Source organism: Oligoflexus sp., from assembly GCF_035638955.1.
Classification (GTDB): domain Bacteria; phylum Bdellovibrionota_B; class Oligoflexia; order Oligoflexales; family Oligoflexaceae; genus Oligoflexus.
In genome coordinates this window covers 1-17,017 of record NZ_DASQYZ010000451.1, presented here as the reverse complement: position 1 = coordinate 17,017, position 17,017 = coordinate 1, and the positions used below count along the sequence as shown (strand labels likewise).

Genomic DNA, 17,017 nt, shown 5'->3' with positions numbered 1-17,017 from the left:
CCCAGAATTAGGACGCCAGGTCCTCGCGCCGCGTGGGATCGGTGTTCGCCAGAATGCGCGCTGCCGCTCCGGATGGAAAAATACCGCGATAAAATGCTTCCGCATCGGCATCATTTCGAATGGCGCCTGCACCAGGTTTCAACTTATGGCATTGGAACAGACTCTGATAATGCGGTGGAAGGCATTCGTACAGACGATGCTGCAAGGTCATCACATGACCCGGGCGCTCCGGTGGCCACTGTTTGCGCAGGCCCTCATAGCGGGTCGCGAGGACAATGCTGTCGCCGAAAAGCTCATAAGAGCGAATTCCCGAAACGGTGAAGAAACCCTGGATGGAACCGTGCGCAAGGCCCAGGGAGCAAAAAGTTCGCTCCGCGGACACGGTTTGGGAAAATTCCTGGTCAAAAGCTTCCAGAAAACCGAAAGCCAACTCGATGGCCACTTCACGAGGCGAACGTCCCGGAGGGGTCATGAACGGACACCCCACAGCACATAAAAAGCCGTCCCCCATCTCCTTGATCCGATAGCCTGAGGCACTCAGTTCTTCGCCTTTGTAATCCCGACTCATCAGGATTTCACAACGGTCGAAGAAGCGGCGCAGAAAATTGGAAAGATTTTCAATCTGGGAACTGGTGCTCGCGATAATATCAAGGCAGAGGACGACCGCGTCCCCTGACGCGTGGGGCATGGTTGTTTCCAGAATATCACCGCGCTTCATCTGTTCGATCTGATGGGGATGAACCATTTTTTCCAGCTGCGAAAATGCATGACGCCGCTTTTGTGCTTCCTGCAGACGCCCCAGCCGCATCTTATGAGCCAGAGCATACGAGATGATGATGGCTTCAAAGCTCGCGCCCACAAAATTCATACTCACCACCCAGGGAACGTCCGGCACAAGGCCCTGCAGATGCATCACCTGGATCACATTGCCGACGATCAGCATCGTCCAGGCGATGATAAAGTAGTTGGCCAAGGGGTGCCGACGCTTGACCGCGATGGCTGCAGAAAGGACGGCCATGACCGAACCCAGCAGGGAAAACACCTGGCAAAAAATAGCCGCCCACAGAATCTGATCAGTCAGGCTCAGCACGACAACGATCCATTGCATCCAAGCAAAGGTATGGATCATGCGGCGAAACCATGGCTTATAGGCTGGAAAGTCCAGGAAGTAATACACAAAATAAGAGGTCATGCCGAGCGCGGCGGCTATGGTGATAAGTCCCAGTTGATGGACACCAGCGCCGGCAGTGGGCAAAGCAAGCTGTTTAAGGAGACCGACGAGGTAGAGCTGAGCTAATGCATAAAGGTTGAGATAACAAAAATAGAAGACATGCGAAATTTCACGATTCACAAAGTAGATCACGATATTATAAAACGCAAGCGCCACGCAGATGGAAAAAAATCCGCCAAAGAGCAGCAGCTCCGTCACGATCCGGCTATAAAAGTTTTCCGGGCTGTAAAGGCGCCAATCCAGAACCATAACATCACGCGATTTTTGCCGAACCACGATGGTGTTCAGGCCCGGCTCGAGCCGCAAATCAAAGATCGGCAGACGATAATCCACCGACCACTCGACGAACGGAACGTGCAAACCCAACGTTTTTTCCTGGCGCAGACTTCCCTTGGTCTCATGAAAAATATCCAGGCGGCTGGTCAGCGATAGACCATGCTCCAGAAAGGCTCGTTCAACTTGGGCGCTGCGGTTATCAATTTTTATGATACTCCAGCAGTCCTCATCGACTTTGAACCCCAGGTTCTTTCGATTCGTGGGCCTTAGTTCGTTGGCGCGCTGCAGGACAGCCGACCAGTGGAGGGATTCCGTGGTACACAAATACTGAAAGCTTTCGTTGGCGACGAATACATGCCGGCCAGGCTCAAAGGTCCAATCAGCCCATGCATGGGTGGACCATAGGCCAAGCAAATAGATTGTAATGAAGAGACCTGGCAACTCTATGTCCTTCACATGAGGCTTTCCTTGTATGCTGTTCGGCTCGTACCAGGGGAAAGCGAGGGGCAGATTCTGCCGCCCTGGTAACCTCTCCACTATCCTTGAGACTTTGACTTCGTTATCTGTAGTGCAACTGTCACTTCAAGGAGGTTACTATGTCCTGCTGGATTGCCGATGGTATCAGAAAGACCTTGCAACTCGCAGCCTTCGAACAAGACCCTCTCCCGATTCCCACACAAATTATTTCGAATGGTGAATTTAACCCCACACCTCGAACCGACCAACAAAAGCAGGTGGCCGCGTTGATTCGCGAAAAGGCTGATGAATACAGCCGTAAAACCGGTCTGGATCGGCGCTCCTTTCTCCGTTCCAGCTCGGGTATGGCTCTGGCTTTTGTGGCGATGAATACGGTATACGGTCCACTTTTTCATACCGAAACCGCGGAAGCTCACAATCTGGACCAGGCAGAAGCCCGGCGCCTCCGTCTTCAGGATCAGTTTATTTTCGACGTGCAGCTCCATTTCATCAGTGATGATTACGATGAGCCTGGTATTCTTCGCCTTCGTCAGTATGCAGCCCAGTTTTTCAATCCCGCGATCAAGGGCGAGCAGACGACATTCGAAAAACTGCGTTTTGAAAATTTCATGAAGGAAGTTTATCTCGATAGCGATACGAAAATAGGTCTTCTGAGCAGTGCGCCATCGGATAATAAAGATAAATGGTTTATTTCCAATGACGAGCTGGCAGAAGCCCGCCGTCTTGTGAACGCCACGGCAGGTTCCAAGCGTCTCTATGGGCACTTTATTATCACACCGGGACAACCGGGCTGGCTCGATGAGATCGATCGGGCAATCGCCGAAATCAAGCCGGATAGTTGGAAGGGTTATACCGTCGGTGATCCTTTTCGCAATTCCGCCTTTCCCTATCGACTGGACGATGCGTCTCTGATGTATCCCGCCTATGAAAAAATGGTCAAGGCTGGCATTCGCAACGTCTGCATTCACAAGGGCCTTTTGCCCTTGGATTATAAACAGTCGTTTCCCAAAACCTGGCCCTTTGCCATGGTGGATGATGTGGGACCAGCGGCCAGGGATTGGCCGGAACTGAATTTCATTATCTATCATTCCGGTTTGAAACCCATGAGCCAGATGCCCGCGTATCATCTGCAGCAATTCGAAACCACGGGGCGCATCGATTGGGTCACCGACCTGGCAGAAATCCCCCAAAAATACGGGGTTTCCAATGTGTATGGGGAACTGGGAACCACCTTCGCGACCTCAGCCGTGACCCATCCCAGACATGCCGCCGGTATCCTGGGAACTTTGATCCAAGGCATGGGCGCAGACCATGTGCTGTGGGGAACGGATTCGGTGTGGTATGGTTCACCCCAATGGCAAATCGAAGCGTTCCGCCGCATTGAAATGCCCGAGGATCTGCATCAGAAATTTGGTTTCCCGTTCCTTGGTTCGGAAACAGGCGCCATCAAACAACAGATTTTAGGGCGCAACGCGGCAAGGCTCTATAACATCCCCTTTGAAAACCCCATTCAGGATGAACTCTCGCGCATCAAGGCAGCTTATGAAAGCAAAGGACGTCAACCCAGCCTTTTGTCATACGGTTACGTCACGCCTTGAGGAGGAGGCTCGCCGGACAGCCCAGAAGGACAGAAGGAGATGACCCACGATGAAGAGCAAAAGAATGGATATCTCTTTCGGAAAGGCGCTGATCCCGGATCCCAGCCCATGCATCTTGCGAAACATGATCGCGCTGTGGGTCAGCGGCAGAATCTGACTCAAGGCCTGCAAGGGCAGGGGCAACGACGCGGAAGGCCAGGTATATCCCGAGAGCAGAAAGCTTGGGACAGCTAAAAACATAAGGGCCTGGGTGGCCCCAAGACGATCGCCGATGACGAGGCTCACCCAGGTTCCCCAGCTGACCATCACAGCGACAAATAAAGCGGCAAAAATCAGGATGGCTCCCCAAGGGGCCTCGCTTGAAACATGGCTCAAAGGCAAAACAAATCCCGTAAAGACGAGCAGCCAAAAAAAGTGGATCGCGAAGTGAGGCAGATTTTTTCCAAGAATAAGCACCCAGGTGCGCTGGGACAAGGACTGAAGATCCGACCATCCATGAGTCTCCCGCTCCCCCGCCCAGGTCAAAGCCAAACCTAAAAGAATAACCTGCTGCAGCACCGAAAGCAGCATGCCGGGCAGCATAAAATCCGCGTAACTGAAACTCGGATTACCCAGGGGACGGATCTCGGCGCGAATCGGACTTATCATGGTCTGAGCCTGATCCTTGAAAGCTCCCAGACGCCGTGCCTTTTGCATGGCAACGCCCGCGCTGAAGGTCTGCACCACACCCTGAATCGCTGCATTGAGCGTATTGGCTAAAACCATGTTCGTGGCATCGCAATAGAGCAGCACACGCGTTTCTTCATTGCGCTTCAGGCGTTCCGAAAAGTCCTTTTCCAACACAGCATAACCGGCGATGTCACCCTGGGCCAAAAGACGTTCAGCCGTCATGACATCCGGGACGCGATCCACCACCTTGAGTTTCTGATGAAAATCAAGCCAGCGTATCATGCGCTGGGAGAGTGCGGAACCAGCTTGATCCACGACAGCAATCGGGACCTCGGTAATATACGAAGGGGCGTAAACCCCACAGACAATGGCCGCATTGATCAGAGGAGCCAAAAATAAGAGACTGCGAAGCTTGCGATCGCCTCGGATCAGCCTCATTTCACGTCGGACAACAGCGATCATCTCGGCAATAATAGGGCGAAACCTGGTCATGGCTGATCTCCGGGCATCAGAACAGCAGACATTCCAGACTGGAGTGAAGTCGAATCATCAACGGGTTTAAATGTCAGCTCAAAACTTCGAATATCACGCGTCCCTCGCCCTTCCGTCACCACCTGGGTCAAGACCGCTGGCAGAACCTGAACGCGGACGAGTTGAACTTTATAGGCCGCATCCTTGAGGGCCGGAATGGAGACCTTATAGAAGTGCCCTTGCTGGAAGGCAGCCAGACGATCTTCGGTCACATAAAAGCTTAAGCGTGGATGACTGCGATCCTGCAGGGTGATGACAGGAAAGCCCTGAGGAACTAGCTCACCGGGCCGGGCATGAATGGCCTGAACCTGACCGGCAAGAGCAGCAGATAACTGCAGGTCCTTGTCGTAGGCCGAGACTTCTGCCAGACCGGTTTTCGCCTGAACAAGGTTGGCCGCGGCGATGGCCTTTTGTTCCTGACGGGCTCCATTGCGTCCGGCTTCGAGTCGCGATCGGGCCATGGTGTGCTGCGATCGCGCGGCCTTTTCTTTGACAAGGACCTCCTCCCACTGCTGGGTGGCAATCGCCCCTTTTTCATAGAGAGCCCGGGCTCGTTTCAAGCTCTGGCGCGCAAATTCCAGCTGACTCCTGGATAGCTGCTCCGCGGTTTCGAGTTGAGCCAGTTCCTCGCGTCGCGTGGCCTGATCGGTCAGCTGCTTTTGCAGATGGGCCTGATCCACTGTGGCCTGCGCTCTTTCACTTCGAATGGCAATCAAATCATCATCAAGGACGGCCAGGAGCTGACCAGCTTTGACATCATCCCCAATGTCCACTTTGATCTCACGCACTCGACTGGAAAGGCGGGAGGCGATATCAATCTCGTCGAACTCAACCTGACCCTGCAGAGGTCTGGGCTTTTGATTCGGACAGGCTGTTAAAACAAGGTAAAACATAAGGCTGGCCACAACACGATATTTCATAAGGATTTCCCCACGGGCTGGCGATAATGTTGAATGTAGAGAGCGGCGTTACCGGTAGCCGCGAACAGACTGATCAAATAGCGGTTGTAGCTCTCAAGCAATTCAAGCCGCTTCATGGCAAGTTTTTCAACGTCGCTGTAAGCATTCAAGACATCGAATTGTGATCCGTCCCCGGTACCATAGCGAAGTTCATTGATTTTCAGATTTTCCTGAGCCGCGGCCAGAGCTTTTTCAGTGGCCTGCAGCGCCGCCAGTTCACCAGCCGCCTGAGCCCAATACTGCTCCACTTGCAGGGGAATATCGCGTTCCGCCTGGCTTCGACTGACCTCGACTTTGTGTTGCAGAGCTTTGGCTTTTTCCCGCTCGGGTATGGCTTTCAATCCTGCCGTCAGGTTCCATTCAAGTCCCAGTCCGACAACCCACTTGGGTTCCAGCAGAGTCAGCTGCTCCTGCAATAATTCATAGCGGCCAAACGCATACACACTCGGTAAAAGACTGCCTGTGGCCGCTTCGTGGAGGGCTTCAGCTTTCTCGGCCTGGTGTTGCTGAATCTTCCACTCGGGTCTTTGCTGGCGCGCGATATTTTTGAGAGTTCCTACATGAGGTGGCAGAGGCAGGAGCCGCAGCGCACTCTTGAACTGACATTCGCCCTGGGCTGCGAGCAGACTCTGGGCCGCCTGGCAAAGCACCTTATGCTGCGCCTCCGCCCTGACCTGCATGGCCTGCAGTTCCGCGAGCGCGATTTCCGGTTTGCGCCGCATATAGCGAGGGATGGCACCATTTTCGATCAAACCCTGGGTGAGTTTATCGATCTTTTCCAGATGAATTTTGAACTTATGCAGAACGCTGAGCAGTTCCCGGGCATATTGCGTTTGAAAATATCTCTGCAGGACCAAACCCAACTGTTGCGTCTTCTCCTGATTATGTTCGCTGGCCTTGATGCGTACTTCCGCGTCCCGGATGTTTTGCTGCGCGGACAAACGTCCGCCCATATAAAGCGGCTGCACCAGCTGAAGCTGCGCTTTGCTCACATCCCGATCCTGAATCGTCAGCGGCGGAGGATCGATATCGAGACGGAACGGTGCGCCGTTGGGCAGCGTTCTTTGAAGGGACTGGGGCGGTACATCAAGCGAGATGGCCTCATCAGTACGTGTTTGGGTGGCTTTCAACGTCAGACTCGGCAGAAAGTCGGCATGAGCCACACTCTGCTCCGATCGGGCCACGACTTCATCCGCTGCAGCTCGCTGCACATGACTATTCTGTCTCTCGATAAGGCCCGGTAAATCGTCGAGCCCCAGTGGGCCGCCGACTGCAGAACCTGCGAAAACGCCTAAGAAAATACCAGCGATCAATCTTGCCATAAAACCTGCTCAAGACGTTGGAAGGTTTCTCCGAAAAGGTGACTGCCGGTCACCTTTCCTGGGAGTAGCAAGAAATCCACCCACCGGTGACACCCTGTAACAGGCTGTTTTTACGGAATAATAAAAGGCAGTCGGCCGTATATCCTTTGACAAATGTCGAGGATGCTGACAGCCGGAAAGAATCGCATGACTCTGGGTCACCTTTCTGAAACGCGCAAACAAAAGCGAGGCGTGCTGCGGCAGGAGAATCTGCTCAATGCCTTTCTGGTCCTGGCGGCTGAGCATGGGATCTTTCATGTGAGCCTGGACCAAGTGGCTCGACATATCGGAGTGGCCAAGGCCACGGTCTATAAACATTTTGTGAGCAAGGATGAAATCCTCGCTCTGGTTTATTTACGATTTTATGAACCGCTCACGCAGCAGCTCATGGATCTGCCGCATGATCTTGCAGTGGTTCCCCGTTTGCGGCGCATGGTGCAGCTGTACCTGGGCTATCACCTGGAGGACCCTAAAGTCAGCTCGATCATCATGGCCAGCAAACATTTTGTGGACGCTAAAAAGCTGTCTCCACCCCTTGCGGAACGCTGGCAGATATTTCAGCGTCAGCGCATTGAACTTGCCGATGCCATCATCAAACGTGGCATTGATGAACAGGTGTTTCGGCCGCTTGATCCGCGCTGGTTATCCGAAGTCGGGGTTCGCATGCTGGATGGTGTGCTGATCTGTTTTTTCGAGATGTCAGTCGGCGAGCGGGACGAACGTCATGAGACGCTGACCCGCGAGGCCGAAGATATGCTGATCAAAAGTTTTATGCGGGTTTAGCCAACCGGGTTCCAAGAAACACGCGGAGTTTATGCAGGAGGAGACCCACAGGCCCCAGCATCAGGGTGAAAAAAAGTTCCACGCCCAACATGAGGCGCGAACCTCCGTGCTGCACGTAATGACTGGTAATGGAGGCTCCCACATAAAGGTCAAAGGCCAGGTAATGCAACCAGGCGCCTAGCAAAAACCAGTCATTCTGAAAAATGGACCGAACCCCTTCCAGCGTACCAAACCCATCCGTACTCATGCCCTCGCCCAGCAGCATAGCCACAATATAAAAAACAGCGATGAAGCAACTGATCGCTCCGCTCCGGACCATACGAGCTGTCAAGGGGTGACGTGGGATCACCAGCAGCATGATCCAGAAAGGCAAAACAGCTGTGTTAGCGACTTGATAAAGGGTGGCCGGATTCATCGGAGAACTCCTATGGTTCTGGATAAACAGATGCAGCCTATACAACCATAAGCTTATGAAGCTGTCCAAGGGATTGCGTCGGGCCATCCTGTAAGAATCCTTTATGAGTAAAAAAAGCCAATAACTCAAGATCATCCGCGTCATGGTGTATACAATAAGTTGTTTACGATGAACAGCGGGCGAGGCCTCAACTGACTGACGAGCCACTGTTCATAGCCCCGAAGCTCAGGATGAAGGGACCACCACCGCTCGGACTCGACTTGCGTCCAGGTTTCCTATCTGGCAAATTTTGAAGTTCTTTGAGAATGAATTCCATTGAAGGGGGCGTCTGACAGGATCGTGCGAGATACAGCGCATAATAAGGTTACTAAGTTCCCTAGGACAGTCGTTGCATAAAGTACTCAGGCTCATAGGTTCCGTATGCAGAACCTCGTAAATAAGAGCTGACACCTCGGAAGCTTAAGTGCATCAGTCCTTCGTAGTTACCATGTTTCTTTTCCCACCGAATTTTTAGGCCGCGAAACAGATTTAGCCTACGAGTGAGTTCTCTCGATAACCCGGCGGTAAACGCCGCGCTTCGTCAAAGGGCGACCTCGTACCGCTATTTCGCAGCTGAGCGGCACACGCCACGCCCGTCGACCAGTACCGAGCATTTGCAGCCAAGCTTGCCCCAATCCGTCTGGTGCTGCCAGAAGTCGCGGAGTTTAAATATTTATGCTTATGATTTCAAAAGTTTTCCGGGTAGGCGGTAAGCAAATTTGCAAAGCAACGAGCGTGACTGCAACCAAAAACCTGGTGAAGTGTCTTCGTCATATCGAAAGGACGTGGACGGAGAAGCGAGCGAGACTCGCTATCTGCCTTAATCCCTCCGGCGTATTCCACGTCCCCTGCAATATTAGCTTCAATATAAAGTCCTGGTCTGCAGAGGCATCGTTTTCAAGCGCGTCGATGCAGCCGTCCTACGAACTCTATGGGTCGTCCTCAATACTTCGTCATCACGAAAGGTTTTGAACTTATGTTGAAATCCTTCCTGGCTTTCGGTCTTATATCCTTTTCTTCGTTTGCCTGGGCTGAAGCTGAAAAATCCCAAGCGCCAGCCCAAGATCCTTCCGACTTAATCGAGCAGGCAAGCCGCTATGGTCTCTGGAACTACGACCCCAAATTACCCGATACAATTCAGGATCCCCTGGCAGCGGTCAAAGCCGTCTGTGATCTTTTGCAAAAAGGCGGAGTCTATCAGGCTTATTTCGACTATAAGAGCCGGATCGACAGTCGCTGCCAGAAACCTACCCAGCTGCTCCGGGGACTGGGACCCTCAGTGAGTCAGGATGAATTTGCCAGCATCGTGCTAATCAAGAGACTCTTTCAAGGTGTCGAGGATGGACACCTGCGGGCTTTGACAAATAATCACGAATATTTTCTAAATACCAAACCAAAAATGAACGAGGATCTTGGAACTTTCTTCGACAAAAACCTGGGCTTGGATCGGTGGCGGGAAGTCAAGGTGTCAACGCTCAAGGACTTTGACAAGGTCATGGAGGAGACAATGGAACCGGGAAAGCTCATGGTCCTGGATTTCCGTAATAATGGCGGCGGCACTAGCGAAGAGGAACAGACCTTCATTCGTACGATGGAGGGCTACCTAGGCAAGAGACTTTCCTCTTGCAAGATTCCCCGCTTTCAATCCATCCAAAATTTAAACTGGCTGGTAGCGAATGCGGAAGGTGATAAGGCGGCCTTCGAAGCAGAATTGAACGATTTACTCGAGAGAAATATCTCACTTCCAGGCCCGACAGTCCGCACTGATCTATGGGGTTCTTTGTACGAAACAGAAGATGGCGAAGAAGAAATGGAGGCGCTTCAAATCCTGGAGGAGAAGCGTATCCGTGGCCGAATCTATGGTGTGATTGATGCCAGCTGCGCTTCATCCTGCGAGCTCGCGATTCTTTATCTCAAAGCTCTTCACGGCAAACAATTTGTGACTATTGGTCAGCCCACGCATGGAGCCCTGCGTTATGGCGATCCGGTTTACTATCTCATACCAGGAACGCGCGTTATCCTTTATCTTGCCAATTCGATATTGGATGTGAAGGATTTTCCCGAACTTAGGGGCATCAAACCTGATATCGTACTGCATTCCACCACCAAGTAATGCCTTCAGAAAGAGCGGCCAGGGATGTGAACTGCCATCACCCCTAAAGGTGCGAGGCTTCCAAGGCCAAATCAAAGGGGAAGCCTTCGTTCTTTTGCCGCAGGGTCTGGAAAATTCGAAGTCTCTGTCACTGAGTAAACGTCAATTTCATGATTGGCTTGCAGGGGTTTTCGGGTAGGCGCTAACAATATGCCCCACCTCGTCTTGAGTCCACCAACCAAGACCAGAGATCACAGCAATGGCCGATGTTAAGATACTGATGCGTAACGTTGAGCGATGGGCAGGGGTATTTCACACTTTCAATGAAAACGAGACATAACACTGTGCATGACGACAATGGATTTGGCTGTTTGCGCTTTCAAACGGGGTTCGATTTCATCAGGGGTTAAAAAAAGCGATTCCACTTCCATCTGAACGGCTTTGTCATTGCTGCATTCTTTTTCCAAGAATACTCTGCGGTCGCCTTTTTCCAACGAAAGTGCTTCTTGAAACAGCCATTTAGCTCGAGCATATTATTCAGGTGCCATAGGAGGACTTACATAGTTCGTCTGCCACTTGTTTGCAACAGAGACTTAAGTTGCTTATGCCGAAGACACCGTGACTCGTCGAGAAAAATCCCGCACCTCCTGCTGCCTGGTTCTCCCAACATTTGCCAATTGTCCCGGAGGACGGATTTGACGACCCCGAGGGCGTTCCTACCGTGTGGAACGGTTGTTTCCTGGCACTGTGCCGCATGGCTCAGGCTCCACCCCATCCTCGGGCTTCGAACTTTTTTCAAACAATTGTAGATACTTAAGAGAAAATTTCGCAAAACCTCAAGTTTTTAATTAATCAGCCGATTAATTAAGAGGCTGGATAATTAAGCGGGTGCTTGATAATCTGGAGGGAGGAGGTGCGCCAATGAGCCGACCATCACAAAACTTAGACAAGGTCCTGATCGAAGTGGGAAAACAGATGATGTCCGAGGGGGGCATCACGGATCTTTCCATTCGCCAGGTCTGCAGCCGTGCGAAAGTTAATCCCGGCATGTTCAAATATCTCTTCGAGAATCGCGCAAATTTTCTGCGCATTATTCATGAACAACTTTATGACGAGTTCTTTAATCTCATGCAGGAAGCTGCGGATAAAGAATCCAAATCTTTTGATAAATTGCGCACCTGTTTGATCGCCATGGCACGTATTTGCCGCGAGGAACGACCACTCTTTGCGGCCTTCATCCGCGATCATATGAATGGAAAACTCTGTGAAATCATACCCAAAGAAGAGATAGTTCCCAAAGATCTTCTCTTGATTTTAAAGCTGGTCGCAGATTGCAAAGCCGATGGCTTTTTCCCGTCCCACATTTCCGACTTTCAAATTGCGGCCATTCTCATTCCAGCGGCGATCGTTCCCATTCTCGTCGAATCCGAATTGAAAGAAATGACCAATAACCTTCCTCAAACATTTTCAATTGATCTGGCGTCCGAAGCATCCTGCATCGAGCGCATCGATATCGTACTGAAAGGACTGAGAACATGAGACGGATATCGCCATTCAAGTATGGGTCCTCCCTTCTCCTAAGTCTGCTCGTTTTTACGGGCTCTGCCTGGGCTGCGGATTACACCGAAGAGCAGTATGTGAATGAGGTGATGGCTGGCAGCAAGGATCTACAGGCCACCCAGCAGGACATCCGGGCCTCGCGCATCGACGAAGGCCAGGTTGATCTGCAGCTTTCCCCGATTCTGAACGCCAGCACGGCCATCAATCAGGATCGGCGCCAGCAGCAGTTCTCCAGTCCCTCGTATGAATCGGCCAATACCGTGATGGCTGACGCATCGGTGTCCCAGCAGACCAGTCAGGGAACGCGTTACAAAGTAGGTGTGGAAGGTCGGCAGATGCACTTGAAGGGCATAAATTTAGGCCCCAATGCACCGAGAATGGATGCGGATCTTGCCACTCTCAGCCCGTCGATTGAAGTGTCACAATCCCTTTGGCAAAATGCCTGGGGACGGTCGATTGAACTGCAACGCAGTGCCTTGACCTCGGCCACGCGTATTCAGGAAAGACAACTTGAAGCCATGCAGGCCGGGAAACGTCTGGAAGCCCGTCTGGCTTATGGACGTGTGGTCTTTGCCAGGGAACGGGTGCAAAATGCCGAAGAGTCCTTGGCCAACGCGGAAAAGATTCTGAAATACGTCAAAGACAAAGCCAATCGCAATCTGGCTGAAACCTCCGACCTGTTGCAGTCCCAGGCCTTGACGGCGTCACGGGAACTGGAGTTGAGACAGGCTCAGGCGGAGCTGGACGAAGCCCATGTCTTTTTTAATTCCCTACGTCAACGCTCGGGCCCTGCCCCTGAGAAACTTCAATCCTTGAAGGCCATAACAACGCCGGTTAAAACCCAGTCTTTGGACGTGAACAACCGGGTGGAACTGGCCATCTACGAGGCGCAGCTTAAAGCCACAACCAGTTCCATTGAGTTGGAAAAGGAAAATGCCAGGTCGACCTTTGAGGTCTTTGCCAGCTATTCCGCTCTTTCCACGCGCGAGGAGATCATGGATACGCCGTCAGGCTTTGGATCGCCTTATCAACCCAACACCACAATCGGCCTGCGCCTCAGCATGCCTCTGGATCAGGGCCTCGTCAATCGGCAGCTCCAGGCTTCGTCGGTGCGCAAAACAGCCACCGAACTCCGTCGTGAGGATGAACGCATCAAGCTCCAGGCGGAACTGAGCAGCCTGCTGGTCAAACGCAAGGATTCCATGGCAACGCTGGCCGTTGCGGAAAAACTCGAGACCCTGCAACGCAAGAAACTGGATAACGAGCAGAAGGAATATCGCAACGGTCGATCGACCACCTATCAGATCTTAATGTTCACTCAGGATCTGGCCAATGCTGAATTCGCCAAGCTTCAGATTCTTTATTCTCTCAAGATTATTGACTCCCAAATCCGCATGTACGAAAGGAACGCAGCATGAGCCTGCCTGATATCTCTGTACGGCGACCGATCTTTATCAGCTGTATTGTGATTGTGATGCTGGTCCTGGGCTATGTGTCGATGACGAGGTTGAGCGTTGAGCTTTTTCCGGACGTCAATCCGCCTGTGGTCAGTGTCTTAACAATTTATCCAGGCACGGGTCCCAAGGAAATCGAAACGCTGGTCACCAAGCCCATTGAAGATGCTGTTTCCACCATTGCCGGTGTGAAACGGGTGACATCGAAATCCATGGAAGGCGTCAGCCAGATCGTGGCCGAGTTTACCATGGATCAGGATATCAAACGTGCGGAACAAAGGGTGCGTGACAAGGTCAGCGAAGCCAAGGTTCGCTTTCCCGATGACGTTAAGGAACCTGTGGTCCAGGCCTTCGATTTCAGCGATCAGGCGGTCGTCACCATTTCCTTGATGAGCAAGCTGCCCGAAGCCAAACTCTACGATTTGGCCACCGAAATTATCAAGCCACGCCTGCAGCAGATTCCTGATGTGGGAACTGTGACGGTCGTGGGTGGGCGCCGTCGCGAAATTCAGGTGCTTTTGGATCGTGACAAGCTTGAGAATCGCGGCTTTTCAGCGACTTATGTGGCATCACGCCTCGCCGAAAGTGGCGCCAATATTCCGGTTGGAAAAATCAACGCCGGCAGTGAGGAAAATATTTTTCGCAGCAAGGGCGAGTTTCACTCGGTGGCGTCCATTGGCTCGACTGTCATCAGTCTCTATGGCAACGATAACCCCACCAAAGTTGCCGATGTCGCCCGGGTCGTCGATACCCTGGAAGAGGAAAAAAATCGAGTTTACGTCGATGGCGAACGTGCGCTGATGATCGAAATCTATAAGCAGTCCAAGACCAATACAGTGGCCATAGCCAAACGTGTGCAGAAGGAATTGCCGGCCATTGAAGAACTGGTCAAAGCTTCCGACCCTCAGGGGAAAATCACTTTGATCCGTGACGGCAGTCGTGAAATCAGTCTGAATATTTTTGACGTTCAGGAAAGTATCTTCCTCGGCATCGTTCTGACTATTTTTGTCGTCTACCTTTTCCTTGGAAATTTTCGTTCCACCCTTATTACCGGTCTCGCCATCCCCAACTCCCTTCTAGGGTCATTCATTCTGATGCAGGCCTTTGGACTGAGTATCAACATCGTGACCCTTCTTGCCCTCGGTCTCGTCGTCGGCCTTTTGATCGATGATGCAATTGTGGTCCGGGAAAACATCTTTCGCTACCTGGAACAAGGCATGGACCCCAAGGAAGCTGCCCTCAAGGGAACGAAGGAAGTGGCCCTGGCGGTTGTGGCCACAACCCTGGTCGTGATGTCGGTGTTCGGCCCCATAGCTTTGACCCAGGGCCTGATCGGCAAAATCCTCGCCAATTTTGGTCTGGTCATCTGTTTTGCGATGGCCATCAGTCTGTTCGATGCCTTAACGATTGCGCCCATGCTATCCGCATATTTTGCTGGCAATTTGGGACATGAGAAGGAAAAAAGTTCGGCGGCCTATCGCTATACGTTCGGTGCCGTTCTGGGCCTCTTCGAGCGCCTGCAGGTCTGGCTGGAACATGCGTATGTCCGATTGATCAACGGTGTGCTTCGCTTTCCCAAATCCACCATCCTGCTGACTCTGGCCATCTGTGCGGCCTGTTTTGCAACAGTCGGGTCGATATCAAAAACATTTATCCCGACTCAGGATGCCGGTGAATTCACTGTTGTCCTGGAGCTGCCCCAAGGCACTAACATCATCCGAACTGACGAAGTCGCGGTCCAGGTGACCAAGGTTCTGCAGTCCATTCCCGAAGTGGCCACGGTCGCCCTCACCGTTGGCGGCAATAATGCGGAGGCCAACCTTGCTAACTTCTATGTGCGCATGAAACCAGCCGCCGAACGCCAACGTCGCCTGGCGGAAGTGAAAGAGGATGTACGCCTCAAACTCGTTCCTTTCAAGGAATCCAATCCCAAAGTCCAGGATTATGACTTCAGTGGAGGCGGCATAGCCAGACCCCTGACCCTGAATATTTTGAGTGACAATGACGAGGAATTGGAAGCCTATACCGGCCGACTCCTGGCCAAATTACGTGACGACCCAAGGCTCAAGGATTTGGATACCACCCTGCGGGAAGGCAAAAAGGAATTCAGTTTCGAACTCGATCCTCAAAAAGCCAATATTTATGGATTGAACACGGCCATGATGGGTTCTGAACTGCGTGCGCAAGTGCAGGGTTTGACCCCTACTGTTTTCCGGGATAAGGGTCATGAGTATGATGTCCGCGTGATGATGAATGAGAAGCAAAAGGACGTGCGACGCCAATCCAACGAAGTGAATGTGATGAATATCAACAGCAAGCTTATACGCCTTGGGGATGTTGCGGACATCCGTGAAGGTCGCGCACAGGCTTCCATCGACCGGCAGAGCCGCAGCCGCTACATCCAAATTTCGGCGGATTTGGCTGCCGGTGTGGGGATTGGTGATATCACCGCAGACCTTACCAAAATCCTGCAGGAAGGGGATTTAAAGATCCCAACAGGGATGCGCTTCGTCTTTGTCGGTGAGAGTGAAAATTTCGAAGAACTTTCCTCGTCCCTGATCTTCGTGCTGGGGCTCGCCATCATGTTCATCTTCCTGGTGCTGTCGAGTCTTTATGAGTCGTTCATCACCCCGATGACGATCATTCTGACTTTGCCTCTGGCTCTTTGCGGCGCTTTCCTGGCTCTGCTCTATTCGAACGAGTCGATCAACCTCTTCAGTGGTTTGGGCATGCTCATGCTCCTGGGTGTATCCTGCAAGAACTCGATTCTGCTGGTGGACTTCACCAATCAGCGGCTCCAGGAAGGCATCGATCTTGCGACGGCGATTCGGGAAGCTGGCAAAGCCCGCCTGCGCCCTATTCTCATGACCTCCCTGGCCTTGATTGCGGGTTCCATTCCCATTGCCATTGGTTTGAACGAAGCCAGCAGTCAGAGGGTCAGCATGGGGATTGCGATCATCGGCGGCGTCATCAGCTCCACGATTCTTAGCCTGGTCGTGGTCCCTGCCCTGCTGCCTTACTTCTATCGTCTCTCGGAAGCATCCAAGTGGTTGGTCCAGGCATTGGGCGGGAAAAAGTCGAAGGTTAAAAGCCCCTAAAAGATCAGAGCCGCTCGCGGAGCTGGTCCGCGGTGGCTCGATCAAACGTCCGGCGTACTCCAGCCATAGGCTTTCCCGAGTCGATGAGGAGCAGAAAGCTTTGGCTGAAGGTCAGAGGACCTGGCTATCTCCCTTCATCGGAGATTCCTTGTTTTCCTCTTGCCAAATGCTTATGGCATCCATACATTTGTTTGGCTGGAGGGTATGTTGGCAAGATCCACAACGAAAACCTTTGTGTTCGAGACAGAGATTGTTTCATCTGCGGATGACTTTCGTTCGCTTCGGCAGTCCGAGGAGCATGGAAGGAAGCTCTACAACGCGGTGCTGGGAAACCTGCTCAGCAGCCTGGCGCGGATGAAACAGAGTCGGGAATACAAGGTCACTGTTCTTCTGCCTAAAACTGATCCGAGGCGGAAGGCGGACTTCGCTCAGCTTCGTCTGGACCATGGTTTGAGTGAGTTTGCCGCTATTTCC

Annotated in this window: 12 protein-coding genes and 1 pseudogene; 7 read left to right on the top strand and 6 right to left on the bottom strand. The window is 52.2% G+C overall.

Translation table 11 applies throughout. The features are described 5' to 3' along the window. Positions 1-7: 7 nt before the first annotated feature. Positions 8-1,963 carry a 7TM diverse intracellular signaling domain-containing protein gene (locus VE954_RS36895; protein ID WP_324962586.1) on the bottom strand — a complete coding sequence of 652 codons (1,956 nt, stop codon included), beginning with the start codon at positions 1,961-1,963 and terminating at the stop codon, positions 8-10. A gap of 140 nt (positions 1,964-2,103) precedes the next feature. Here VE954_RS36895 and VE954_RS36890 point away from each other — a divergent pair, with 140 nt between their 5' ends. After that, on the top strand, positions 2,104-3,582 hold the full coding sequence (locus VE954_RS36890; RefSeq protein WP_324962584.1) for an amidohydrolase family protein: 1,479 nt from the start codon (positions 2,104-2,106) through the stop codon (positions 3,580-3,582). Here the strand turns inward: VE954_RS36890 and VE954_RS36885 are convergent. The 3 genes from VE954_RS36885 to VE954_RS36875 are packed head-to-tail and all read right to left on the bottom strand — an operon-like array spanning position 3,559 to position 7,063. Beyond that, on the bottom strand, positions 3,559-4,743 hold the full coding sequence (locus VE954_RS36885; protein ID WP_324962582.1) for an ABC transporter permease: 1,185 nt from the start codon (positions 4,741-4,743) through the stop codon (positions 3,559-3,561). The two genes, VE954_RS36890 and VE954_RS36885, sit on opposite strands and share 24 nt — an antisense overlap. Continuing rightward, complete coding sequence (locus VE954_RS36880) at positions 4,740-5,702, bottom strand: HlyD family secretion protein (RefSeq protein WP_324962580.1); 963 nt, start codon at positions 5,700-5,702, stop codon at positions 4,740-4,742. Before VE954_RS36880 ends, VE954_RS36885 begins: the two co-directional genes overlap by 4 nt. Then, positions 5,699-7,063 (bottom strand): TolC family protein, encoded by a 1,365-nt coding sequence (locus tag VE954_RS36875; protein WP_324962578.1) that lies wholly within the window; start codon positions 7,061-7,063, stop codon positions 5,699-5,701. The genes VE954_RS36880 and VE954_RS36875 overlap by 4 nt, the downstream gene beginning before the upstream one ends. Before the next feature lie 186 nt (positions 7,064-7,249). Here VE954_RS36875 and VE954_RS36870 point away from each other — a divergent pair, with 186 nt between their 5' ends. Continuing rightward, entirely contained in the window at positions 7,250-7,885 is a 636-nt protein-coding gene (locus tag VE954_RS36870) for a TetR/AcrR family transcriptional regulator (protein ID WP_324962576.1), read from the top strand. On the opposite strand, the gene VE954_RS36865 is transcribed toward VE954_RS36870, so the two are convergent. Further along, positions 7,872-8,300 carry an ABA4-like family protein gene (locus VE954_RS36865; protein ID WP_324962574.1) on the bottom strand — a complete coding sequence of 143 codons (429 nt, stop codon included), beginning with the start codon at positions 8,298-8,300 and terminating at the stop codon, positions 7,872-7,874. The genes VE954_RS36870 and VE954_RS36865 overlap by 14 nt on opposite strands. A 1,015-nt stretch (positions 8,301-9,315) precedes the next feature. Between VE954_RS36865 and VE954_RS36860 the strand changes: the two genes are divergently transcribed. Beyond that, a complete protein-coding gene (locus VE954_RS36860; RefSeq protein ID WP_324962571.1) occupies positions 9,316-10,452 on the top strand; it encodes a hypothetical protein in 1,137 nt (378 codons plus the stop codon). 299 nt (positions 10,453-10,751) lie between these two features. Here VE954_RS36860 and VE954_RS36855 read toward each other — a convergent pair whose 3' ends face one another. Then, positions 10,752-10,925 carry a hypothetical protein gene (locus VE954_RS36855; RefSeq protein WP_324962569.1) on the bottom strand — a complete coding sequence of 58 codons (174 nt, stop codon included), beginning with the start codon at positions 10,923-10,925 and terminating at the stop codon, positions 10,752-10,754. A gap of 427 nt (positions 10,926-11,352) precedes the next feature. Here VE954_RS36855 and VE954_RS36850 point away from each other — a divergent pair, with 427 nt between their 5' ends. From VE954_RS36850 to VE954_RS36835, 4 genes and pseudogenes are all read left to right on the top strand, one after another. Continuing rightward, positions 11,353-11,970 (top strand): hypothetical protein, encoded by a 618-nt coding sequence (locus VE954_RS36850; RefSeq protein WP_324962567.1) that lies wholly within the window; start codon positions 11,353-11,355, stop codon positions 11,968-11,970. Next, positions 11,967-13,409, top strand: coding sequence for a TolC family protein (locus tag VE954_RS36845; protein ID WP_324962565.1), 1,443 nt, complete (start codon positions 11,967-11,969; stop codon positions 13,407-13,409). The genes VE954_RS36850 and VE954_RS36845 overlap by 4 nt, the downstream gene beginning before the upstream one ends. Then, positions 13,406-16,543 carry an efflux RND transporter permease subunit gene (locus VE954_RS36840; RefSeq protein ID WP_324962563.1) on the top strand — a complete coding sequence of 1,046 codons (3,138 nt, stop codon included), beginning with the start codon at positions 13,406-13,408 and terminating at the stop codon, positions 16,541-16,543. Before VE954_RS36845 ends, VE954_RS36840 begins: the two co-directional genes overlap by 4 nt. Positions 16,544-16,747: 204 nt before the next feature. After that, positions 16,748-17,017, top strand: a pseudogene (locus VE954_RS36835) (hypothetical protein); the annotation flags it as partial.